Here is a 22,552-nt window from a genome sequence, read left to right on the forward strand (position 1 = left end):
AATTCTTGCGGTTTAGCCAACTACGGCCGATGTCTTGGGATAGAATTGGATACTTAATTTCTTGATATCGGCTGGCTTGTTGTCTTTGACGCTAGTTCCGACACCGGCTGCATGTGCCCAGCTTCCATAGTTGCTGGCTGGCCCGTAATCCAACAGTTTCTCTTCAAACCAAGCTGCCCCCTTAAGCCAGTCGACTTTCAACTGATGAATTAAATAAGTTGCAACGATGACACGCTGGTGATGGTTGATGTGTCCTGTTTCGTTCAATTCCTTCATGCTGCTATCCACAATCGGGTGACCGGTCGTCCCAGTCTTCCATTTTTCGAATAGCTTTTTGTCGTCCGCTAGTGTCTCCGGTGGATTTCCGGTTAAACCACCGGCTTGGAAAAACTGGTTGCCATGCTTTTTGAACATGAAGCGATAGTAGTCGCGCCACAATAGCTTGAGTATGATCTGCTCAACACGTTTTTTGTCGAGCGTGATATTTTCAGCACCCTTGATGGCGTGGTAGAATGTGTTCGGCGATAACGCGCCGATGGCGATGTAGGGTGAGAGATGGGAATATCCCAAGGTACCTTGATTGTTGTGAAGAAAGGTTCCCATATGCTGCAGTGCCACCCGTTCACCTCCGTGGAAATGGAGGTGAACGGCTTCCTCAATAGCGGCATTAGGGAAGCCCAGTTCGGAAAGTTCGGGTAGGTGGCCGGTATCCATTCCTTCGGGGATGTAGATGGCGTCGGGGCGGCCCAACTCCGGACGTATACTGCTTTCTCGCTCGGTTTTTTTACGGAATGTGGCAAATGCATCGGGAATATCCTTGATGGGGAAGGGGAGGTCTTCCTTGTGGTATAAAGTATGGCCGATAAAATGCCGTAGGTTGATTTGCATTTTCCAGAGTGCGGCTTCAACCAGTGCCGATATCTTCGTCTCTTCGTAAGCTACTTCGCGGTGGTGATAAACCTCGTCCACGTCATATTTTTCGGCGATTTGGGGAAGCAGTTTTTCAGGATAACCTTGTGTAATGATCAAATCGCCACCCAACGCTTGGAGATCCTTTTGCAGTGCAGCCACGTTTTCACGGAGGAACGCCGCCCGGAGCACCCCTGTTTTTTGCGTGCCCAACTCCGTCTCGATGAAATACCTGGGATCGAAACAATACACCGGGACAATCGTTTGGCTGCGTTCCACGGCACGGAGCAATATCTCATTATCATGGATACGCAAGTCATTCCTGAACCAAACCAAAATCGTCTTCTTGTCCATACCTAAGTTGAGGGATTAAATGTTGCAAATATAACCTTTTATTATTGACGAAAAGTGGCCTAATGTGCCAGAATGCGAATATTGACAATAAAAACACAAATGCCCATGCTATCCTCCGTTGGCATATTTCATCGATTTGTCTAAGTTTGCAACAAAAAAATAGGTGTGCGTTGGAAACATATTCTGCTTTTGATTGTAATAGGTAGTACGATTAATTTACCAAACCGCCTCTAAGCGTGGTGACATTTGCATATGAACCTGACATGATTGAAATAGTTATTACATACGAGGCAATGATTATTGGCAAGTATCAAAAATTTTAGGGATCAATAAGCGGACGGCCGCTTCGGTTATCTTAATCGTCAAAGGCGCTTTCCCGCCACGGTGGGACAGGTACTGACAACTGAAAGTAGAAAATAGAATACAGATGAAAGTCCAGATTACCGGCCTCAATAATTATTTAGCAAGAAATATCGCGGTATGCTTGTCTGAGGAGGGGCATGAGGTAACCTGTCTGATACGTAATGAGAAGTTTTTCTATAAACACGTACCCGAAAAATTTGGCATAACCATTCTTGAGGGCGACTTATTCAGGGGCGCGCTGCCCACCGGATTTGATCAGGATACCCATGTGGCATTTTATTTTAACCAGTCGCCGGTAAACGAAATCGATATCCGCATGGAAATGGACCTTATCGCTTTGCAACGGTATATACGCGCCCTCAAATTTACCGCTTGCGAGCACCTGGTCTACGTGACCAAGCTGGCCGATGACAACGTGGATACCGTCACCGAATACTTAGGCCGAAGCGGGCTGGAATATACCGTGGTTAGGATAAGTAACATCATCGGGAAGGGTTCTGCATTGATGAATATCTTATCGAGTTTGGCAAAATCAAAACTTGTCGTCCTCCCGAAGGAATTTGCGGTAAGCCGGTGCCAACCCATCCACCTGCTCGACGTCTGCGCATATCTGAACAAGATTATGGGCGATACAAGCACGTATGGTAAAGTATTTGACGTTGGCGGTCCGGAGATAATGACCTATAAGGAGGCATTTGAGCGTTATATGGATATTGCGAAGCTGAAGAAGAAGGTGCTGGCATTGCCGGGTCTGAGCAAACCGGTATCTTTTCTCTTGGGCCGGTATATCTATAAATTCGAGCAGGATGTCGCCGCGGCATTTAACGTTTATATGCGGAAGGACCTGGTAGCGGTGAATAACGGGCTAAATACGCTCTATCCGGCCGTTTCCCTCGCCTCCTATGGCGCCTCCGTAAGTGACGCATTAGCTTAGAGCTACCTAACCAAGTTGAACTATTCCCTCTCTTCCAATATGATATCGCCATCTTCACCCGGCGATCCGGAATATACCAACCCCTGAGACAGGTTGCCCAATGGTCTCCCGGCGGTACCTTGGCCGATTAAGCTATAGATGTTGCGAAGCTCATTTTGCGGGTTTACACGATATCCGCCTGCGCGGGTATCTATGTGTAGGTAATGGGCAGATTTTTTATCATCGGTTTGCGGTAAGACGCCATCGCCGTCGTAGGTGAAGGTGACATCACCACCGTTGCCATTGGGAAAGGTGCGCGAGCCATTGTTGTTGGCGTCTTGGCCACCAGCCAGCACATACAACGTGCCCAGTTTTTCAAACCGCATATCGATCTTAAAATCCGTGCCATTGTTTTTGCCGTCGGTTCCGTAAATATAGCCACGTTTCTCGATGTCGGCATGACGCACATGAAGCTCCACATCCTTTTTGCCGAAAAACACCAATTGGCTTTTGTTTTTCATTACTAAGGTATCGATATAGACCACCAACGACGAGTCCCGGCCCGAAAAGACTTCTTTTTTGTTTCGCTCGATTTCCAGTTTGGGGATGTGGATGGTATGAATATCCTGTGCTAAAGCGGAACCGGCCGCCATCATTGCGATACACGTGATCATTGCTTTCATGGTACGAACCTCCTATTTCTATTTAATCGTCTTGTTTAGACCACGAGGAAGGTTTAAAGTTTAATGCCGTAGTGATTTAATCGGCCATAATCCGTAACTTCGGGGCATCATTATCCGAATCCATGATACGTGTTTTAGTTTGTAGCTTTATGGCGCTCCCTTTTGGGGGGCTTGCCGAAATGCCCCAGGATACCAGCAATTACCTTGAGGAAGTAACCGTAAGCGCCTATTTCGCCGAACAGCCCCTCTTGCGGCTTACCACTTCGGCGGGCGTGATTGGCCAACCGGTATTAGCGAACCAAAGTGGTACGAGTTTGTTGCCGGCCCTCAATACCGTACCGGGGGTACGCATGGAGGAGCGGTCGCCCGGAAGCTATCGGTTATCGCTCCGTGGCAGCCTGTTGCGTTCTCCATTCGGTGTGCGCAACGTTAAAGTATATCTAGATGAAATCCCCCTCACCGATGCGGGCGGCAATACTTATTTCAACCTGTTGGATGCCGGAAGTCTGCGTCGTATTGAAGTACTTAAGGGACCAGATGGTAGTCTTTTCGGGGCCAATTCGGGCGGAGTGGTGCTCCTTAGGCCACACGGTAGCCCATCGCATGCTACTTCCCCTTCAGCATCGCTGCAATTAAGTGGTGGCGCGTACGGCTTATTCCACCAGCAGTTGGGTGTATCGCTGCAGCCCGGGAGTAACTATGGGTTCAGCGTTAACCAGAGCTACCAACGCACTGACGGCTACCGGCAACATTCGGCAATGAACCGGAAGTCGATTCAGACCGTACAGCGGTGGAAGTACCATGCGAATCGCGAGTTGCGGTTGATAGGGCTGTATTCCGATTTATATTACGATACCCCGGGCGGTCTTACGGCTGCCCAGTTTGCCGAAGATCCTCGACGGGCCCGTCCATCTACCGCAACCGCCCCGGGTGCCGCAGACCAGCGGGCAAGCATCCGTAATAGAACGGTAACGGGCGGTTTGGTACATGATGCACAATTAACCCCAAAATTACGACATGTGGCCAGTATTTTCGGTATGCATACGGATTTACGCAATCCGTTTATCACCAATTATGAGTTGCGCGATGAAGGTAATATCGGATTCCGTACCTATATTGATTATACCGATGGAGCGGGCAGTGCGGTATTGTGGCGTATCAACGTAGGGGTGGAAGGGCAGTATGGTCAAAACGATATTGCCAATTATGATAATAATGGCGGTGTCCGCGGAGATAAGCAAGCTATTGATGCGCTGCGTAGCAGCCAACATTTTTATTTTGCACGCGTCCGCGCGGACATCCAGCGGCGACTTATTCTGGAAGCATCGACGAGTCTTAATTATTACGGTTATGCCTTCAAATCCAGCTACCCCAACGCGGACAAGGTGTATACGGAAAACCGGTTCGATGCCGAATGGATGCCGCGGTTGGCGCTGTCGTATCTATTTAACCCTACATTGGCTTGGCGGGCTTCGGTGTCCCGGGGTTATTCTCCGCCAACCATTGCCGAAGTACGGCCATCCGACAAGATCGTCAATACGGCCCTTGCAGCCGAAACGGGGTGGAATTATGAAACGGGTGCCCGGTGGCAAAGTGCCGATCGTCGGTTTTGGGTAGATGGCTCCCTGTTCTATTACCGGATGGCTGACGCGATTATCCGTCAGCTGCGCGATAGCGGTGCCGAGTATTTTGGCAATGCCGGCACCGTTGAGCAGCGTGGTGCGGAGCTTTCCGTGGCGGCATGGGTGGTCGAGCCGCGCCGAACGGGGTGGTTGCAGGGCCTCCAAGTAGGTTCGAACTTGACGCTAAGTAGGTTCCGTTTCGGTGATTATCGGGTAGGAGACGACGATTTCACCGGCAATAAGCTAACTGGTGTGCCCGGAAGTACGGTAGTGAGCGATTTAATGATTCGGCTGCCCTTTGACATCAGTGCCTATCTAATGCATAATTACACCGCTTCCATACCATTGAACGACGCGAACACGGTGTTTGCCGATAAATACCACCTGTTGCAAGCCAAGGTGAGTTGGGAAAATCCACTGGGCAATCGCTTGGTGGTTCGTTTTTTTGTGGGAGCCGATAATCTACTGAACCAACAATACAGCCTCGGCAACGATATCAATGCGTTCGGCGGACGTTTCTTCAATGCGGCCGCGCCCCGGAATTTTTATGGCGGATTGGCAATCCGGTACTAGGTGGTCTTATCGGCCTGCGATCATTCCTGATGTGGAAGTTACTCCGACCATTGCTGGCATCAAAGCTGGGCGGGATGAAGCGCTCGAAAGCGCGGTACGCTTAATCAACGGTCAGTAGGGGTAGGTTTAAGGGTTCAATTCGGCGTAATATCCTTCGATAGCGCTCCCGATCTCATTGACCGTTTCCTGGTCAAGCAGGTTTTCCACTGCGCTCCAGGAATTGTCTCCATTGTTGATCAGGCTGAGCTGTGCGGTACCCAGATCAACATCGAATGTTTCCGTTTCATGGTACACCGCTGCCCAGCACCGCTTACCCGTTACCGGGTCCGTGAACCAAATGCCGAACGGCAGATTTACTTTGTTAGTGGGATTATTCCATGTGCGCTTATCCATACTTAAACAACACATTGGCAACCACATTGTTTATTCAAGAAGGCGGGATGAGTTCAGGCCCCGACTATGTGGACATCCCGTAAATACCCGAACATAAAAAAAGCCCTTTCTTTATGAAAAAAGGGCTTCTGAAAACCGTGACCCCGGACAGGTTCGAACTGTCGACCCACTGATTAAGAGTCAGTTGCTCTACCAGCTGAGCTACGGAGTCTGGTGTTGTTTTCCTTTTGCAAGGGCTGCAAATGTAGGTAATGTCGCTTTTATATGCAAAAAAATAATCACAACTCTTCGGGGTCATATCCACCGAGGCAGTCCATACACGCATTTCCATACCCATTATATTCGTCGTAGGCGGCACCCGGTTTGCCATACAGCGTAATAATGCGGTCTACCCTGATTTTTACCGCGGTATCCAATACGATAAAAAGACCCGCTTTGGCTATTTCTTTCAACTCGATGATGCGACCCGCCGCTTCGCAAACCCCCTCTTCTTTGCAGAAATAAAAAATTTTACCTGTCAAGGCGTTTTCGATTGCTTCTTCGATGACTTCCCGGTATTCCCACGCTACGGGTAGATAAGATGTATCTGCAGGTTCCTTAAGGAGCATTCCAAACTTCTTTTTCTGTTCCATATGCGATTGTTTAAGCGGATATCACTGACGCTTAGCCCGCTGCTTCCGAACAAAGGTACGAAAATACGTTCCAAAGACCGCGCATCTGCGGATTGGCTTTGTTTTTTTATCTTTGCTTGCCACGAGCATACCGCCGTTAGCAATAAAATAGCGTTGAATAGCATGATGTCCATCCAAGAACTTGAAGATTTCTTCCATACGCACCCCGTGCCCGAAGGTACGAAGCTCAATGCCGCAACCGTCCTCGCCGACCCGGATAAATTCCTATCCGTCAATTTTGACGTAATCCGCCAATGGCCCCGCGATCTGAACAAATGTCCAAGCTATTGGCACCTTTGCCAGTTAGCCACCATCATGGCGGGTAACGGAAATTCGGAAGGTATCTAATGAAACCGACGATAAAAAAGGGACTGCTCCTTGTTGTCATCTACCTGGCATTTATAGGCTTGGGATTACCCGATTCGTTACTCGGCCCTGCTTGGCCCACCATGTACATCGACTTGGAAGTACCCATCCATTTTGCAGGCATTATTTCGATGATCGTGGCAGGGGGGACGGTGATCTCCAGTTTGTTTAGTTCGCGATTGATTGTGCGGTTGGGGGTTGCATGGGTGACGACCGGTAGTGTCTTGATGACCGCGCTGGCGTTGGTGGGCTTCGCATTTACACACCATTTCATCTTTCTATGCCTGCTTGCCATTCCGCTTGGTTTAGGGGCCGGTTGTGTCGATGCTGCCCTTAATAACTACGTGGCGCTGCACTACAGAGCGAAGCATATGAACTGGCTACACTGCTTTTGGGGCGTGGGGGCTGCGATTGGTCCGATGGTCATGGCCGGGCAATTGGCACACGGTCGGTCGTGGGCCAGCGGTTATTTTGCCGTAGCTTCAGTACAAGTAGCGTTGGTACTGGTGTTGTTATTATCGATTCCACTTTGGATGAAAAAGTCAGATTCAGCTACGGTGGACCCTGCGGAATCTAAGAAGGGATTCAAATCACTACTGCAGATACCTGGTTTGAAACAAGCATTAGCGGTGTTTTTCTGTTATTGTTCTGTCGAAGCAACCTTCGGTCTATGGGGCGCGAGTTACCTGGTTTTTACGAGGCGTTTGGAGCCTGATGATGCCGCGAAGTTAGTCTCCCTGTATTATGTTGGCATTACCTTGGGGCGGTTTATCTCGGGTTTCGTTACCGAACGGCTCACCAATAAACAAATGGTGTACGCTGGTCAGGGGCTTATCGTTGTCGGTTTGCTTATGTTATGGCTACCATTCGATGCGGCGATCCTGCCGGGGTTCCTGCTGATTGGTGGTGGATGTGCACCGATCTTCCCTAGTTTGCTGCACGAAACACCACGGAATTTTGGAGAGACCAATGCACAAGCCGTGATGGGGATGCAAATGGCCAGTGCGTATGTCGGTATCACGTTTGCCCCGTTATTATTCGGTAAATTGGCGGCAGATATTGATTATTCATGGTTGTTGGGTTTTATAGCCCTTCTGCTTGCCTTACAAATTTTGATGACTTACAGCTTGAACCGGCGGGTGTCCGCGAGAAATGCGGCTGCCAATTGATGGCCGTGGTTAAATGTGGGCAACGGAAGTCGATGGTCCGATTTTTGAACGAATGTGATTTTCTCCCTATCTTAGGCGTTGAGAATAAACGACAATTGAATTTATCAAATTTAAAGTTATGCGGAGTGCTTTGTTAACCCTGGTGTGTTGGCTGATGTTGGTTTGGAGTGCCTTGGCACAGGAACAGGTTGACCGTGCCAAATATGAGCTCATCAGGGAAACCATCAACTTCTTGGCTACGGATAAAGCGGTCTCCCAAGATACGGCGTTCCGGATTTCGTGCGAATCGCTGGATTATGGTTGCTTCGACCAGCAGTTGTCGAGCAATCCGATAGCCGGGATCGAACGCTGGTATAACCGTTGGCGGTCCATGGCGGCAACGGACGGAGCTGGCCTGAAAGTATTACGGGACCGTATTTTTGCTGATATTTTTGAACGTGAGGGCAAAGGCTACCGAAAGCAACTTGCCGGTTACGACGGATATGTAACCCGCACAGCGGACCTTATAGCTCTGCCGGCAGAAAGCACACAGGAACAAACACAACCGGAAGGATACTCAGAAGATACCCTATCGGAACGCGTTCCTGACCATGCTGGTTCACAAGTTGTTTATCCAGAACAACCTATTGATCAGATTGATAAACCCCAAAAAGAAAATACCATGATTGCTTACCTCGCTATCGTTATTGGCCTTATTGCGCTTGCCGTTGCCGCCTTGCCATTTTTCCGGAAGAAGGAACCGGAACAGCCTGCCGATTTTGACGGGCTGGAGGAATTGCACCGCCGCTTGGACGGTATCGCCTTGCGTATGAAGAACCTCGAACAGAAGATTACCGATCCCCAGGCTGCCGAGACGTTAACCCATCTCACCGATATCATGGAATCGGTAGAAAAGCGGGTGGTCGACCTTGAAGGCCGCGTCAGCGAATAGGGCGATCGTCATAAGTAGGTCCGTAGAGGCCCGGCACTTTATTGCCCGTGGCACGCAGGTAAACAATCATTTCTCCGCGATGATGGTATATATGGTTAAACAGGAAGCTGCGGGCAACGACCCCGCGGGGCATCGGGCCAAGGACGGTATGGTCACCCGATTTCATGGTCCATGGTGTCCGTAAGTCTTCATCAGTTATCGAATGCAGTGCCGAGCGTGCCCGCTCCACATTTTTTTCAAAAAAATCAAGTGTTGCGTCGATGTCACTTGGTTTTCCACGTTCGATGCGGTCAGCAGCCAGGTCGTACACGTCTTGTGTAAGCGTGCCCACATACCAATAATAGATGGTGGCAATATGTTGCGCTAGTTCTCCCATGGTCCAAGATATGGTGGCAGGCTTGTAGTCGATATCTTTTGCCGGGATTGCCTGCAATAATTTTCTGGTATTGGCTGCTTCGTATTCGAATTCAGCCATCAGGGATTTCAACATCATAATGGATTGTTTTATGCAAACTTACAAATTGCTTTTTTATTTATACGTGATGGTATACCTGCATGATGTGCAAAAACGTATCTTTGGGAGATGAAACAATCCATCATTCGCTATACGCTGACCGCAGCCTGCCTTTTGGGGTGTGCGGCCCAAAATTTTGCGCAAGAGAAGAAAACCGCGTTCAATCACGTTGCGCTATCCGTTTACGACCTGCAGAAAAGTGCTTCCTTTTACGAGCATGTATTGCAACTCGACACCATTCCGGAACCGTTTAAGATAGGTAAGCATAAATGGTTCGAAATCGGCCCCGGTTTGGCCCTTCACTTGGTCAATGATGCAACGGAAATCATTGAACACCGGAGAAATACGCACGTTTGTTTCAGCGTGGCGTCCATGGACGAGATCGTTGCACGGCTTAATAAATTCGGCGTGGTATATTATAACGTACAACAGGAGGTGGGTAAAGTAGGCACGCGGGTGGACGGTGTAAAGCAACTCTATATCCAAGATCCCGATGGGTATTGGATTGAGATTAACAACGAACGAATGGAGCGGTGAAAATTGCATCTCGTTGCAACTATGCGTAACTTCGCCGGCAAATAACAGCAAACATGCAGCAAAGGCAATGGCGGGGAAGCCCGGAGAAGCGCGAAACGAACCAACAGGTATATGGTATCCGCGCAGTGATGGAAGCAATCGATGGTGGAAAAGAAATCGAATCCCTTTTTATCCAACGCGGTTTATCAGGACCGCTGTTCCTAGAGCTGAAAGAGCTGCTGCGCCGGTATGACATCAGCTATCAAGCGGTACCCGTAGAAAAACTCAACCGGATGACGCGTAAGAACCACCAAGGGGTCATTGCCGTCATCTCACCCATTACTTACCAACGGACCGAAGATGTGGTGCCGGGCCTGTATGAAAGCGGAGAGGTGCCCCTGCTTCTCATCCTCGACGGCATAACGGACGTGCGTAATCTAGGAGCTATCGCACGGACGGCCGAATGTGTGGGGGCGCATGCCCTTATCGTTCCCAAGAAAGGCTCTGCTGAAATCAATCCCGATGCCATTAAAACATCTGCCGGTGCTTTGTTCAAAATCAGCGTTTGCCGCGAAGATAGCTTGTCGCGTACCGTACGATTCCTTCAGGAGTCGGGTATTCAGGTGGTGGCTTGTACCGAAAAGACCGAACAGAGCATTTATGGTCTGGATTATTACGTACCCACCGCATTTATCCTTGGCTCCGAAGAGCGGGGGATTGCCGATGATTTGATCCGGATGTCCGACCAATTGGCTCGGATACCCATGGCGGGCACGATCGCATCCCTTAACGTGTCCGTTTCCGGAGGCGTAGTTCTGTATGAGGCATTGCGGCAGCGCCTGACATCGGGGTAGCGGGGGCTTATGCTTTTTTCCCGGTTTCCTTCACCGATTCCGATGCTTTCTTTCGTTTCTTAGCCGATTGCCTTCTCCGGCCATAGGTGCCGTTCACAATTTTACCGCGCTTGGTTTTCTTATCTCCCTTTCCCATATTGAAATCAGATTAATTGTTAAACTGTCATCAAGTCGGATCCCGATAAATTGAAAAACGAAGATAGCGATTCACGGAGCTAAAACCGAAAAAATTGATGCCGTTTTAATGGATATGATCCTTCATTTGATTTAATTTTTAATTAATGTTTATTGTTTTTCATTTTGTAATCAAGTAGTTATATTCATTATATAATCTATTCATTTATACAAATTGATTTTCGGATTCCCGTTCCAATCACCCAATTATCGCTTACCTTAGCATACGATGGAAAAATTATGTATGGTCGAAGGTGTGCCCATTCGTATCGATATCGAGGAAGGATTGGTGCGAATTACCAATGATCCGTCATTCAGGCGTACGGCACTGGGGCGAGCCGAAACCCCAATGGGAACTTTGTTTGACCGAGTGCAGGTTAACCATCAACAGGTGTTTGGCAGGGAGCTTACCTTAGATAAGGAATCCTTCATCGTAGAGATATGGGGCCATTTATACGTACATCACCTATTGTTGAAATACAAGAGGATACTGAAGGTGGTTTTAGTATTTGGCCTATATGATCGCTTTTTCCGGTCTTGTGAAGTGATCGATTGTGGCGAACGCGACAAGGATCCCAATCGATGGCTCTGGGATATGCTTGTGCCTTTTCGGAAAATACTCGGCCGGCAATTGGCCAAGGTTCGACTATGCCGGTTTACGGAAGGCCAGCCCTGATTCTGCCAGCGCTTTACGTAATTTGGGCAGCGAAGAGGGACCGATACCATGCAACGCCAGTATTTCCTTTTCGCTGTAGCCCGAGAGTTCCTCTGCGGTAGTGACCCCCATATGTGCCAAAGCGCGGCGGGCGGGTGCGCTTAGCGTGGCAAATGGTCCTGTGTTTGGCTTTTTGGATGCCTCGCAGGTTGGGCATACGGGGCAGTCGCTACTTTTGTAGTACCGGTGTCCGTTGGGGCATATTCTCAATGATTTCATTTCGATATCAAGCTACTTCCCGCATATCGACAGCCACTACGCGCGAAATACCCTGCTCAACCATGGTAACGCCGTAAATAATATCGGTGCTGGCGATTGTACGCTTATTATGCGACACGATGATAAACTGCGAGTGGTCTGAAAACTTACGGATGATGTTATTGAACTTATCGATATTGGTGTCATCCAACGGTGCATCCACCTCATCGAAGATACAGAAAGGCGCCGGCTTTAGGAGATATAATGCAAACAAGAGCGCCGTTGACGTAAGTGTCTTCTCGCCACCGGAAAGTTGGTTGATGGACAGTGGCCGTTTTCCTTTCGGCCGTGCCATGATATCGATGTCGGACTCCAAGGGATTCTCCGGGTCGGTTAAGATCAGGTCGCATGTATCTTCCTCGTTGAAGAGGGAGCGGAACACCGTAATGAAATTGTCGCGCACCCGCGTAAATGCGTTCATGAATTTCTCGCGCGCCGTATCATCGATTTCCTGGATGGTGTCCAATAGTGAGTTCTTCGCATCGAGCAGGTCTTGCTTTTCCTTGATGATGAACGTATAACGCTCGTTCATCTCTTGGTAAGCTTCCATCGCCATGGGGTTGATATTGCCGAACTCGTCGAGTTGTCGACGTAGCTTATCGGTCTTTTGGCGGAGCGTATCTTCGTCGTCATGTTGCCCATCTTTGGCATCGCCATTTACCGTGTCGGGTGGGGCAAGGTCATTGATGTCGATGGAAAACTCGACTGAAAGCCGTTCTTTTAAGGCATTGAGATCGAGTTTCAGGTTGGTTTTTTGGTCCCTCAGTTCGTCGAACTGGAAATCTACCTGCTCTTTCTGTCGACGTAATTGCGTGATCTGCTCTTCCGTTTCATTGATTTTTCCCCGCGATGCGTAATAGTCTTCTTCCATTTCCTGCAGCCCTTTCTCATAGGCTTCCTTCTGCATATACATGGCTACGAGGTCGTCGTCGGAATCGTCGACATGTTGTAGCGTGTCTTTGATCGATACCTGTATTTCTTCGTATTCCGTGGCATTTTTGGTAATCCGGCTTTCGTAGGTATCCCGTAGGCTTTCGCGGTATTCGAGGTCTTTCGTAACGCTTGCAACGGCATTTTGCTGTTGATGGAAGCGGATGTTCTCTTGGTTGAACGCCGATGACCTATCCGTGAGCACGTCAGACAACTCCTGGTAAGCGAGCTGCATTTCCTGAAGGGCTGTGCCGCTATCGGCTTTTGCCGCATTCAGCGCAATGAGCCGCGGCTCGGCTGCATGGAGCTCTGTCGCGATACCGGCCATCTTTTGTTCGATATCTTGCTTACGGTCTTGACTGTTCGTAATGAAGGCTTCGTACTGCTCTTGTTTGGTTTTTACCGACACCAATTCACTATTCAACCGATTGAGCTGTCGACCCAACTCTTCTATATCCGCTTTCTTGGAGCTCTCTTTCGATGTCGCCAGCCGTTGGGTGGCATCGTCCAGCATCGCCTGTTGCTTGGTGATGAGCTGGCCCAACGATTTGATGTCCCTGGCTAGGTTTTCCAGGTTCTTTGCTCGACCGATGCGCTTGCCTTCGAACAATCCTACGGAACCTCCCGACAATCCTAACCTGTTTTTGCTGAATTTGCCGCTTTTGTGGAGCACAACCATCGCCCCATCGGGAAGTTCGCCCTCCAACGCTCGCTCATCGTCTGCTACCAGCAAGTAGACATTATGCAATAACGTGCGGCACAGGGGCAGATACCGCTCTTCAACGCTAATGATATCCATTGCGGATATGAGCGAGCCATCCACCGCGGGTGGCACTGGATCGGGAATTTCCGTAATTGCATCCAGTACAAAAAAATGGGCCCGACCCCGCGCGGCATCCGCGAGTAGCCGGACAGCATGCACGGCCTCCGCCTGCTGTTGTACGACGTAATGGTTCATGTAAGGTTCCAGAAAATTCTCGATGGCAATCCGATAGGCTTCCTGGCAGAAAAGAATATCTGAAAATAAGGGGTACTGGTTTTTCCAGCCCGCATTTTTACGTAAGAAACGTATCGACTCCGGGAAGCCCTCCAAGTTATCCACCAGCGATTTCGTGAGGTTGTATTCGTTCTGCTTCGCGTCGAGCTGCCGGTTATTGTGCATCAGCTTCTCTTTGAGCGATTGGATAACCGTATCCGTATCGTTTATCGCTTCTTGGAGGGAAGCTTCTGCTTCCGAAGTGGAGTCATAAGCAAGCTGTACAGCTTCGACCTGGCCTTCCAGGTTAGCTACGAGTACGTTGAACTGGTCGAGCTCGGCGGCTTTCGAGGCTACGTCTGTCACATTGCGCAGGCTTTCCTGTTCAAGTGCATCGTGCTGGATACGTAATACGGCGATGTCCTTTTCCAGTTTGTAAATTTCGTTTTGTTCGTCGTTGTACTGCCGTGTTGCGGCATCCAGCTTTTGCTTGGCGGTTTGCTGCTGTCCACGCAACTCATCCACCTCCGCCCGGTGGCGTCCCAATGTAGCTGTGATGCTATCAAGCTTTTGTTGTGCTTGCCCGTGTTCCTCATTGAGCCGTTTGATATTGTACAGTACATGGTTGAGCTGCTGCCGGTCCTGCGTCAGTTCGCCGCTGATGCGGACCTCTTTATCCTGCAAGTTACGGAGCTGTTCGTTCTTGACCTTCTTATCACTTTCGTAGGCCCTGATTTTAGCCACGTACTCGTTGGTAACACGCTGTTGGGCCGCTAGATTCTTCTCTTTGACAAGGCTATCCTGCTTCAGCTGTTGGGTAAAAGCCTCCCGTTGCGCAATTTCCGTACCGATGCGGAGCTGCTCGGCACGGTGGGCGAGTTCCTGGGCATCGAGTGCAGCCAACGACTCATTGAAATGGCCAATACGATAACTGGCCAATGCCATGCTGAAAGTTTTATATTGTTCCTTGAGACGGTAATACCGTTCGGCCTTCTTGGCTTGGTTCTCTAGCGTCTTCAGGTTCTTTTCAATCTCGAATAGTAAATCGTCCACCCGGGATAAGTCATTCTCGGTATCCCTTAGTTTATTGAGTGTTTGTTTTTTACGGACCTTATATTTAGAGATACCTGAGGCTTCCTCAAAAAGCATCCTGCGCGAGTTTTCTTTGTTGTTGATGATCTCATCGATCATTTTTAGTTCGATGATGGAATAGCTGTCGGCCCCGATTCCCGTATCCAGAAAGAGGTCGGTAATATCCTTTAGTCGGCACTTCACATCGTTAAGGCGGTATTCGCTCTCCCCATTACGGTATAGTTTCCGCGTGACGGTGACCTGGGTGAACTCCGTGGGTAGGATATTCTTCGTGTTATCGAATGAAAGCGATACTTCGGCCAGATTGGCGGCTTTGCGGCTTTTGGTTCCATTGAAAATAATGTTTTCCATCTTTTCGGAGCGCAAAACGCGGGTGCTTTGCTCGCCTAGCACCCAACGGATGGCATCCACCACATTGGACTTTCCACAACCATTGGGCCCCACGATGGCGGTCACACCTTCGTTGAAATGAATGGTAATCTTGTCGCCAAAACTTTTAAAACCCTTTATTTCGAGTTTGGTCAGTTGCATTTATGCCAATGGTTCCTTTCGTTCTTCCTGTTGCGAATTTAAGAAATTGCTTTGATTTTTTTGCTTAACCTTGTTTAACATCCAAAAGTGTATTTAAGGCACCATCCAGAAGGTTTCGCAACGGGGGCAGGAAGGTGCAGGATACTTGCCCAGGTTATTTTTCGTTATTTAGTAAGCGAATGAAACATTTATAAACCAATCGATGATCAAACAGAAATTACCTGTAAAACCACGGTTGTTAACCGGTATCGCGTTGCTGCAGTTGCTTGCATTGGCAGCGTATGCACAGCCCGAGGTGCCTGTGGATGAACCTGCGGCGATATGGTGGGGCTGGGAGTTTATGGGGCGGTTGCATCCCATGCTCGTACACTTTCCGGTATCCCTATTGTTGATTGCCACCCTCATGGAATTGTTGACCTTCCGCCGTTTTCAATCGCAACTGCGCACGGGCATCAACTGGCTTGTTTTCATTGGGAGCTCAAGTGCGGTCGTCGCAGCCCTATGCGGTTGGCTGCTGGCGTGGACCGGTGAATACGGAGGCGATACCTTCTACACGCACCAATGGGCCGGAACAGCCACTGCCGTGCTGGGCGCTGCAGCGGCTTTGTTATTATGGAGCGGCGGCCGCACGGAAAAAGCAGCTTTGCGCAGGGCGTATCAGGTTACGTTGATTCTTTCGTCCGTGGGCGTTTTTCTTGCTGGCCATTATGGCGGGTCGATTACGCATGGCCAGGGCTATCTCCTCGGTGTGACGCCCTGGGCGGCGGAGGACGAATTGTCGGCGGCATTGGGCGGCCCTTCAACCCACGTGGACTGGCAGTCGTTTGCCAAGCTCGATACATTGGATGAGCGACAGGAAGCCGAATTGAACCTGGCGGTGCGGACCGTGTTGGCGCATCGCTGTTTTCAATGCCACAGTAGCGACAAAACAGAAGGGAAATTACGTCTCGACCAGCGGGAGTTCGTCTTTCAGGGGGGTGAATCAGGGCCTATCATCCAGCCCGGGGACGTCGATAACAGTGAACTGGTCCGCCGTATTACGTTGCCCCCAGGCCACAAGGAAGCTATGCCCGGAAAAGGTAAGCCGCTGGACGAAAACGAAGTGAATCTGATCAAACTCTGGGTGGCGAAAGGAGCCCCTTGGCCGGAAAACATCAAAGGTATTTTCCCAATGGCGCCATTGGCCCCGCGGCGGCCGGAACTACCGGCTATCGCGAACGGGTTGACAAACCCGATCGACCGGTTAGTGGACAGCTATTTCGGCGATAACCAACTAACTTGGCCCGAGGTAGTGGGCGATCGGGTGTTCTTGCGCCGTATTTATCTCGACCTGATCGGCATAACGCCCACACCGCAGCAACTGCGCGATTTTGAAGCGGATAGCCGGCCCGATAAGCGGGCACAGGTGGCCGCAGCCTTGCTGGGACGCAACGATGATTACGCGCTGCATTGGACCACCTTTTGGAATGATTTACTGCGCAATGATTACACCGGAACGGGTTATATCACCAACGGACGATTCAATATTTCCGACTGGTTATACCGCTCGCTCGAAGAAAATAAGCCGTACAACCAATTTGTGCAGGAGCTGCTGGACCCCGATGAATCGTCAAAAGGCTTCATCAAAGGTATCGCATGGAGGGGCGTGGTGAACAGCAGCCAAACCACCGCGATGCAGGCTGCCCAGAACGTATCACAGGCCCTGCTGGGTGTGAACCTGAAGTGTGCTTCGTGCCACGACAGTTTCGTGAGCGACTGGAAACTGGACGACGCCTACGCCTTTGCTAACATCTTCTCCGACACAACCCTTGCCATAGCACGCTGTGATATCCCCACCGGAGAGATGGCAGGTACCCGGCTGCTTTGGCCCGAGTTGGGGAGCATCTCCCAAGATGCATCGGCCGAGGTGAAGTCGAAGGAGCTGGCCACCGCACTTACGAAGCCGGAAAATGGGCGGTTATACCGTACATTGGTAAACCGGATCTGGGCGCAGTTGATGGGGCGTGGCATCGTAGCACCCACCGATGAAATGGATAATGAGCCGTGGAGCCGTGATTTGCTCGACTGGCTGGCAGTGAATTTTGTGGATAATGCGTATGACGTGAAGCATTTGCTTTACCTGATCACCACCTCAAAAACCTACCAGCTTCCGTCGATAGCCACGGCCGATCCGGCGACCATCAACCGGGCCGACTTTGTGTTTAAGGGCATGTTAAAACGAAAACTCACCGCGGAGCAATATGCCGATGCGGTCAGTGCTATCGTGCACCCGTTGTATCCCACCACGGCGTTGATGTACAACCCCGAGGGCGATACTGCTTCATTCAACGCGTCGCACCCGTTTGTACGGGCGGCGTTGGTGAAGAACGACCCCTTCTTGACGGCGTTGGGCAGACCGAGCCGCGAGAATATCATCAGTGTCCGTGACGTGCATGGAACGCTTTTGCAGGCCATGGAACTGACCAATGGCTCCTTATTGAATGAAACGCTGATTGCGGGTTCGAGGGATTGGAAAGCGAATTACCAAGATCCGGACGAGCTGATTAAGGCGGTATTTTTACAAAGTTTCGGACGCATGCCGTCGGAGGCCGAACGGGAGATTGCCCGTGAGATCCTGGGCGACAAAATGGACGCGACTCGCGTACAGGACCTGCTATGGTCTGTGGTGTTGTTGCCCGAATTTCAATTTATCGAATAATAAGATAGTTATGAACCGATATTACAACAGGCGCAGTTTTCTGAAAACGGCAACTGCAGGTACCTTGGGGGCATTGGCTGCAGGTGCGCCGCTCGCGGGCTTTTTGAATTCGTGCTCCGGCAAGCAGGCAAGTGCGGATGCAGTTATCCTGCTATGGATGGCGGGTGGGATGGCCCACACGGATACGTTCGACCCGAAGGCGTATACCCCTTATGAGAAAGGTTTGGATTCTAACCGGGTACTGAGCACATTCCCGTCTATTCCTACGTCATTGGATGGTATCCATTTTTCGGAAGGGCTGGAATCAATCGCTTCCGTGATGGATAGGGGTACGCTAATCCGCTCTTATGTGGCGGCCGACTTGGGGCATATCCTGCACTCGCGGCACCAATACCATTGGCATACGTGTTACGAACCGCCCCAAACGGTGGCCGCCCCGCACATTGGAGCTTGGATAGCGCAGGCACTGGGTCCCAAAAACCCGGTCATCCCACCATTCATCGATATTGGCCAACGGATGACAGTGGGGGAGGCCGAAGAGCTCAAGGCTTTCCATACGGCCGGGTTCCTGGGTAGCGAATTCGGCCCCTTCATGATACCTGACCCCTCGTCAGGTCTCGATGCCGTAAAACCGCCCGCGGGGATGTCGTTCGAACGGTTCGAGCGGCGTAACCAGTTTTATACCGAATTGCTCGGCCAGAACCCCATTGGCGACTATGGAAGCGACTATCAAAAAGAATCGTTCAAACGGTCTATGGAACAGGCGTATATGCTGCTCAAATCGCCTGAAGCCAAGGCGTTTGATCTGCGAGAGGAGCCCGAGGAACAATATGCGGTGTACAACACCGGCAAATTCGGGTTGGGTTGTTTGATGGCACGCAGACTTATCGAACAAGGGGCACGGTTCATCAGTGTAACCACCGAATATGAACCCTTTATGGGGTGGGATACCCATGACAATGGCCATGTGCGTGCGGGTGAAATGAAAAAGCTCATCGATGCACCCGTTGCACAACTCATCAAGGACCTGGACCGCAGCGGGCACCTCGATCGCACATTGATTGTGATCGCCAGTGAATTCAGCCGCGACATGGTCATGGAAGGCCGACCGGGCGCAGAAGTAAAACATCAGGTAAATCAACCTGATGTGATTAACGATATCAGGAACTATGGCATGCACCGCCATTTTACCGATGGAAGCTCGATTTTGATGTTCGGTGGGGGGATTAAAAAAGGGAGCGTATTCGGCAAGACAGCCGATGAGCGGCCCTGCAAAACCATCGAAAACCCGATTAGGATTGAGCAGATCCACCAGTCGATATACCATGCATTGGGCATCGATCCGCAAAAACATGAGATGGTGGAAGGAAGGCCGTTCTATACCACTCCCGATGGTGTGCACCTGCCGGAAATGGCCTTATTTGCATGACGTTTAGCCGCATGTTAAAAAAAGGATGGGTGCCACACAATACAATGTCAGGATACGCGTTATAATCTAAAGTAAGGTTGTCTTTTCATAATTTAGGTTTATAATTGGTTAGTTTGAAGGCCCCGTCCGCCCGGATTGGGGTTCTTCTTTTTATGGCGTCCGTTGTCCCCTGTCCACCTTCATCTCAGCCTATTAAACCAGTCGATGTAGGCTTCGACGGCCTGCTGGACGAACGACTGGGTCTCTTCATTTTTGAGGTTTCCACTTTCATCGAAAGCGTTGCCAATAGATGGCAAATAGACCTCGGGTTGTTGCATGGCGGGTACATTGAGGAATACGAGGCACTGCCGGAGGTGGTGATTGGCCCCGAATGCGGAGATGTTACCCGGCGAATTGCCGAATATTGCGGCCGGTTTTCCGTCCCATGTGTTCTTGCCATACGGTCGCGATCCCACATCAAGCGCATTTTTAAGGACGCCTGGTATGGAACGATTATATTCCGGGGTAACGAAAATGATGCCATCGAGTGCTTTGATCGCATTCCTGAATATGCCGTATGATTCAGGCGCCCGGTGTTCATCATCAAAATCCTGGTTATACAGCGGTAGGGTATCAATGGGTATGATCTTGAATTCAAACCCCCGCGGTGCCATGCCAATAATGGCGTGGGCAAGTTTCTTCGAAAACGACGCATTACGTAAACTGCCTACGATAATTCCTATGGTGTTACTCATCAGATTTTTGTTTTTCCTATCCATCACTTATGGTTTCCTGGATAAGAGAACAATCAGTAACTTCGATTGTTTACCCTTGTAAAATCAAAGCTATGAGAGCCATCTGGACGGGTGCTATCGGCTTCGGCCTTGTGAACATACCCATCAAGATATATAGTGCTACACAAGAAAACCGACCCGACTTTGACCTGCTGGAGCGGAAGTCGCTAGACCGCGTGCGGTACAAGCGGGTCAATGAGCGTACGGGAAAGGAGGTCGATTGGGACGATATCGTGAAAGGCCATTACCTGAAAGATCGGTATATTGTGGTGGAGGATGCGGATTTCGAGGATGCGAGCCCCGAAAAGACGAAGACCATCAACTTGCAGTCGTTCGTCGATGAATCGGCTATCGATAGCATTTATTTCGAAATGCCTTATTACTTGAGTCCGCAGAAGGGAGGCGAGAAAGCCTATTCGCTGCTCTACCGGGCATTGGCGAAAACCAAGAAAGCGGCCCTTTCCACCTTTGTCATGCGTAGTGCGGAGAGTTTGGCAGTTATACGGCCCTACGACAACCTGCTGTTGCTCAATCGGCTCCGTTTCCAAGAGGAAATACGTCCGGCGGCGGACGCAGGTATCTCCCTCTCGCCGGTTTCGAAGGCCGAGATGGATATGGCGGTAAAGCTTATCAAGCAACATACCGGCGAATTCAACGTGGAAGGATACCGCGATGAGTACAGCAAGGAACTGATGAAGCTTATCCGGGCCAAGGCCAAGGGAAAGCGGCCTACTGTCCGGAAGCTCAAAACGAAACGCAAAGACTCGACGGACCTGCTTGAACAACTGAAAGCAAGCCTTGCTTAACCATTGATGATATGGCACTAACGGCATACAGGAAGAAGCGCCGGTTGAATGGAACCCCCGAACCGGCGGGAGGGAGGGCGCGTAGTGAGCAACTCCGCTTTGTGGTACAAAAGCATCGTGCTTCCAGGCTGCACTACGATTTCAGGTTGGAACTCCGGGGTGTACTCAAAAGCTGGGCTGTGCCCAAAGGGCCGTCGCTCAACCCCGGCGATAAGCGATTGGCCATGGAGGTTGAGGACCATCCCTATGACTATAAGGATTTCGAAGGCATTATACCGAAAGGCAATTATGGAGCTGGCACGGTAATCGTCTGGGATGAAGGGACGTATGAGCCTATCGGAAATAAGGGTGATAAAAAGGCCATGGAGAAGGAACTGATGAAGCAGTGGCGAGCCGGTTCGCTCAAAGTCGCGCTGAAGGGTAAAAAGCTGAAAGGGGAGTTCGCGTTGGTGCGGATGAAAGGGAAGGAAGAAAATGCATGGTTGCTCATCAAGCATAACGATCGGTACGCTACCGACGCCGATATCACATGGGAAGAAAAATCGGTGGTTTCCAAGTTAACACTCGATCAGGTAGCCGCCGTCGGCGAAACCGAGCGGAAACAGAGACAATCGGTAAAGGGGAGCGCCAAAACGAAACGGGCTGTTAAAGCAACCTTGGAACAGCAGGTAGACCCGGAAGCAAATGCCAATCCGCGCACCGAAATCGACCCGGAAACATGGCTTGAAAGCGCCAGGAAAGCTCCCTTTCCGACTTCTGTATTGCCTATGCTGGCCACGCTCATTGACGGGCCGTTTGACGACCCTGAATGGGAATACGAGGTGAAATGGGATGGCTACCGGGCGCTGGCATTCCGGAACGGGAAGGAGTCCGCCCTGAAATCGCGCAATAACAAATCGTTTGCCGATAAATTCTACCCTGTTTTTGAAGCGATTGCCGCATGGGATATTAACGCCGTCGTGGACGGCGAAATCGTGGCGGTAACCGATGGCGGGATTTCCACCTTCAACAGGTTGCAGAATTGGCGCAGCGAAGCCGACGGCGAACTGCTATATTACGTATTTGATCTGCTTTGGTATGCCGGCAAGAATATGATGCCGTTGCCGCTGGCGCAACGGAAAGCGATATTGCAGCGTCTGGTACCGGCCGGTGGAATCATCCGGAGCGGTTACAGCGTCAAAGCCAACGGCATGGCGTTTTTCGAGGCCGCCGGCAAGCTCGGCCTTGAAGGTATTGTCGCCAAACGCTCTGCCAGCACGTACCATCCCGGCGAACGTACGAGGGACTGGCTGAAGATCAAGCTGCAAAAACGACAGGAAGTGGTCATCGGTGGGTTCAC

General features: G+C 50.4%; 21 protein-coding genes and 1 tRNA gene. 12 read left to right on the plus strand and 10 right to left on the minus strand.

What is annotated here, in order from left to right; all coding sequences use genetic code 11:
• Positions 1-12: 12 nt before the first annotated feature.
• Complete coding sequence (locus ACO1NT_RS14945) at positions 13-1,263, minus strand: DASH family cryptochrome (RefSeq protein ID WP_449049542.1); 1,251 nt, start codon at positions 1,261-1,263, stop codon at positions 13-15.
• Between the two features lie 427 nt (positions 1,264-1,690).
• Between ACO1NT_RS14945 and ACO1NT_RS14950 the strand changes: the two genes are divergently transcribed.
• Positions 1,691-2,560: a hypothetical protein gene (locus ACO1NT_RS14950; RefSeq protein WP_449049543.1), complete on the plus strand. Its 870-nt coding sequence runs from the start codon at positions 1,691-1,693 to the stop codon at positions 2,558-2,560.
• Positions 2,561-2,580: 20 nt separating this feature from the next.
• Here ACO1NT_RS14950 and ACO1NT_RS14955 read toward each other — a convergent pair whose 3' ends face one another.
• Complete coding sequence (locus ACO1NT_RS14955; RefSeq protein ID WP_449049544.1) at positions 2,581-3,222, minus strand: hypothetical protein; 642 nt, start codon at positions 3,220-3,222, stop codon at positions 2,581-2,583.
• Between the two features lie 149 nt (positions 3,223-3,371).
• Here ACO1NT_RS14955 and ACO1NT_RS14960 point away from each other — a divergent pair, with 149 nt between their 5' ends.
• A complete protein-coding gene (locus ACO1NT_RS14960; protein ID WP_449049545.1) occupies positions 3,372-5,417 on the plus strand; it encodes a TonB-dependent receptor in 2,046 nt (681 codons plus the stop codon).
• A 126-nt stretch (positions 5,418-5,543) separates the two neighbouring features.
• On the opposite strand, the gene ACO1NT_RS14965 is transcribed toward ACO1NT_RS14960, so the two are convergent.
• The 3 genes from ACO1NT_RS14965 to ACO1NT_RS14975 all read right to left on the minus strand — a co-directional run bounded on the left by ACO1NT_RS14965 (position 5,544) and on the right by ACO1NT_RS14975 (position 6,442).
• Positions 5,544-5,810, minus strand: a complete 267-nt coding sequence (locus ACO1NT_RS14965; protein ID WP_449049546.1) for a hypothetical protein — start codon at positions 5,808-5,810, stop codon at positions 5,544-5,546.
• Between the two features lie 138 nt (positions 5,811-5,948).
• Positions 5,949-6,021 (minus strand) — tRNA-Lys (locus ACO1NT_RS14970).
• Positions 6,022-6,088: 67 nt separating this feature from the next.
• Complete coding sequence (locus ACO1NT_RS14975; protein ID WP_449049547.1) at positions 6,089-6,442, minus strand: hypothetical protein; 354 nt, start codon at positions 6,440-6,442, stop codon at positions 6,089-6,091.
• Positions 6,443-6,604: 162 nt separating this feature from the next.
• Here ACO1NT_RS14975 and ACO1NT_RS14980 point away from each other — a divergent pair, with 162 nt between their 5' ends.
• From ACO1NT_RS14980 to ACO1NT_RS14990, 3 genes are all read left to right on the plus strand, one after another.
• Positions 6,605-6,829 carry a DUF6965 family protein gene (locus tag ACO1NT_RS14980; RefSeq protein ID WP_449049548.1) on the plus strand — a complete coding sequence of 75 codons (225 nt, stop codon included), beginning with the start codon at positions 6,605-6,607 and terminating at the stop codon, positions 6,827-6,829.
• A complete protein-coding gene (locus ACO1NT_RS14985) occupies positions 6,829-8,016 on the plus strand; it encodes an MFS transporter (RefSeq protein WP_449049549.1) in 1,188 nt (395 codons plus the stop codon). The genes ACO1NT_RS14980 and ACO1NT_RS14985 overlap by 1 nt, the downstream gene beginning before the upstream one ends.
• A 118-nt stretch (positions 8,017-8,134) precedes the next feature.
• Positions 8,135-8,947, plus strand: coding sequence for a hypothetical protein (locus ACO1NT_RS14990; RefSeq protein ID WP_449049550.1), 813 nt, complete (start codon positions 8,135-8,137; stop codon positions 8,945-8,947).
• On the opposite strand, the gene ACO1NT_RS14995 is transcribed toward ACO1NT_RS14990, so the two are convergent.
• Complete coding sequence (locus tag ACO1NT_RS14995) at positions 8,937-9,440, minus strand: DinB family protein (RefSeq protein ID WP_449049551.1); 504 nt, start codon at positions 9,438-9,440, stop codon at positions 8,937-8,939. The two genes, ACO1NT_RS14990 and ACO1NT_RS14995, sit on opposite strands and share 11 nt — an antisense overlap.
• Before the next feature lie 90 nt (positions 9,441-9,530).
• Between ACO1NT_RS14995 and ACO1NT_RS15000 the strand changes: the two genes are divergently transcribed.
• Together ACO1NT_RS15000 and rlmB are read left to right on the plus strand one after the other, a co-directional pair.
• Positions 9,531-9,998 carry a VOC family protein gene (locus ACO1NT_RS15000; RefSeq protein WP_449049552.1) on the plus strand — a complete coding sequence of 156 codons (468 nt, stop codon included), beginning with the start codon at positions 9,531-9,533 and terminating at the stop codon, positions 9,996-9,998.
• 53 nt (positions 9,999-10,051) lie between these two features.
• Positions 10,052-10,831 (plus strand): 23S rRNA (guanosine(2251)-2'-O)-methyltransferase RlmB, encoded by a 780-nt coding sequence (rlmB, locus tag ACO1NT_RS15005; RefSeq protein ID WP_449049553.1) that lies wholly within the window; start codon positions 10,052-10,054, stop codon positions 10,829-10,831.
• A gap of 7 nt (positions 10,832-10,838) precedes the next feature.
• Here the strand turns inward: rlmB and ACO1NT_RS15010 are convergent, their stop codons facing one another.
• Positions 10,839-10,967 (minus strand): 30S ribosomal protein THX, encoded by a 129-nt coding sequence (locus tag ACO1NT_RS15010; protein WP_449049554.1) that lies wholly within the window; start codon positions 10,965-10,967, stop codon positions 10,839-10,841.
• Between the two features lie 267 nt (positions 10,968-11,234).
• Here ACO1NT_RS15010 and ACO1NT_RS15015 point away from each other — a divergent pair, with 267 nt between their 5' ends.
• A complete protein-coding gene (locus tag ACO1NT_RS15015) occupies positions 11,235-11,681 on the plus strand; it encodes a hypothetical protein (protein WP_449049555.1) in 447 nt (148 codons plus the stop codon).
• On the opposite strand, the gene ACO1NT_RS15020 is transcribed toward ACO1NT_RS15015, so the two are convergent.
• Complete coding sequence (locus ACO1NT_RS15020; RefSeq protein WP_449049556.1) at positions 11,652-11,939, minus strand: RNA polymerase alpha subunit C-terminal domain-containing protein; 288 nt, start codon at positions 11,937-11,939, stop codon at positions 11,652-11,654. The two genes, ACO1NT_RS15015 and ACO1NT_RS15020, sit on opposite strands and share 30 nt — an antisense overlap.
• A 7-nt stretch (positions 11,940-11,946) precedes the next feature.
• Positions 11,947-15,507 carry a chromosome segregation protein SMC gene (smc, locus tag ACO1NT_RS15025; RefSeq protein WP_449049557.1) on the minus strand — a complete coding sequence of 1,187 codons (3,561 nt, stop codon included), beginning with the start codon at positions 15,505-15,507 and terminating at the stop codon, positions 11,947-11,949.
• A 202-nt stretch (positions 15,508-15,709) separates the two neighbouring features.
• On the opposite strand from smc, the gene ACO1NT_RS15030 reads away from it, so the two are divergent.
• Positions 15,710-18,205 carry a DUF1549 domain-containing protein gene (locus ACO1NT_RS15030; RefSeq protein WP_449049558.1) on the plus strand — a complete coding sequence of 832 codons (2,496 nt, stop codon included), beginning with the start codon at positions 15,710-15,712 and terminating at the stop codon, positions 18,203-18,205.
• Positions 18,206-18,215: 10 nt separating this feature from the next.
• Positions 18,216-19,634, plus strand: coding sequence for a DUF1501 domain-containing protein (locus ACO1NT_RS15035; RefSeq protein WP_449049559.1), 1,419 nt, complete (start codon positions 18,216-18,218; stop codon positions 19,632-19,634).
• A gap of 179 nt (positions 19,635-19,813) precedes the next feature.
• Here ACO1NT_RS15035 and ACO1NT_RS15040 read toward each other — a convergent pair whose 3' ends face one another.
• The gene (locus tag ACO1NT_RS15040) at positions 19,814-20,368 is read right to left on the minus strand and encodes an NAD(P)H-dependent oxidoreductase (protein ID WP_449049560.1); all 555 of its coding nucleotides are present in this window, start codon (positions 20,366-20,368) and stop codon (positions 19,814-19,816) included.
• Positions 20,369-20,460: 92 nt separating this feature from the next.
• Here ACO1NT_RS15040 and ku point away from each other — a divergent pair, with 92 nt between their 5' ends.
• Both ku and ACO1NT_RS15050 read left to right on the plus strand, forming a co-directional pair.
• Positions 20,461-21,213, plus strand: a complete 753-nt coding sequence (gene ku, locus ACO1NT_RS15045) for a non-homologous end joining protein Ku (RefSeq protein ID WP_449049561.1) — start codon at positions 20,461-20,463, stop codon at positions 21,211-21,213.
• Between the two features lie 11 nt (positions 21,214-21,224).
• Positions 21,225-22,552 (plus strand): DNA polymerase ligase N-terminal domain-containing protein (locus ACO1NT_RS15050; RefSeq protein WP_449049562.1); only part of this gene is annotated, 1,328 nt, incomplete at its 3' end.

This window comes from Parapedobacter sp., assembly GCF_053550995.1.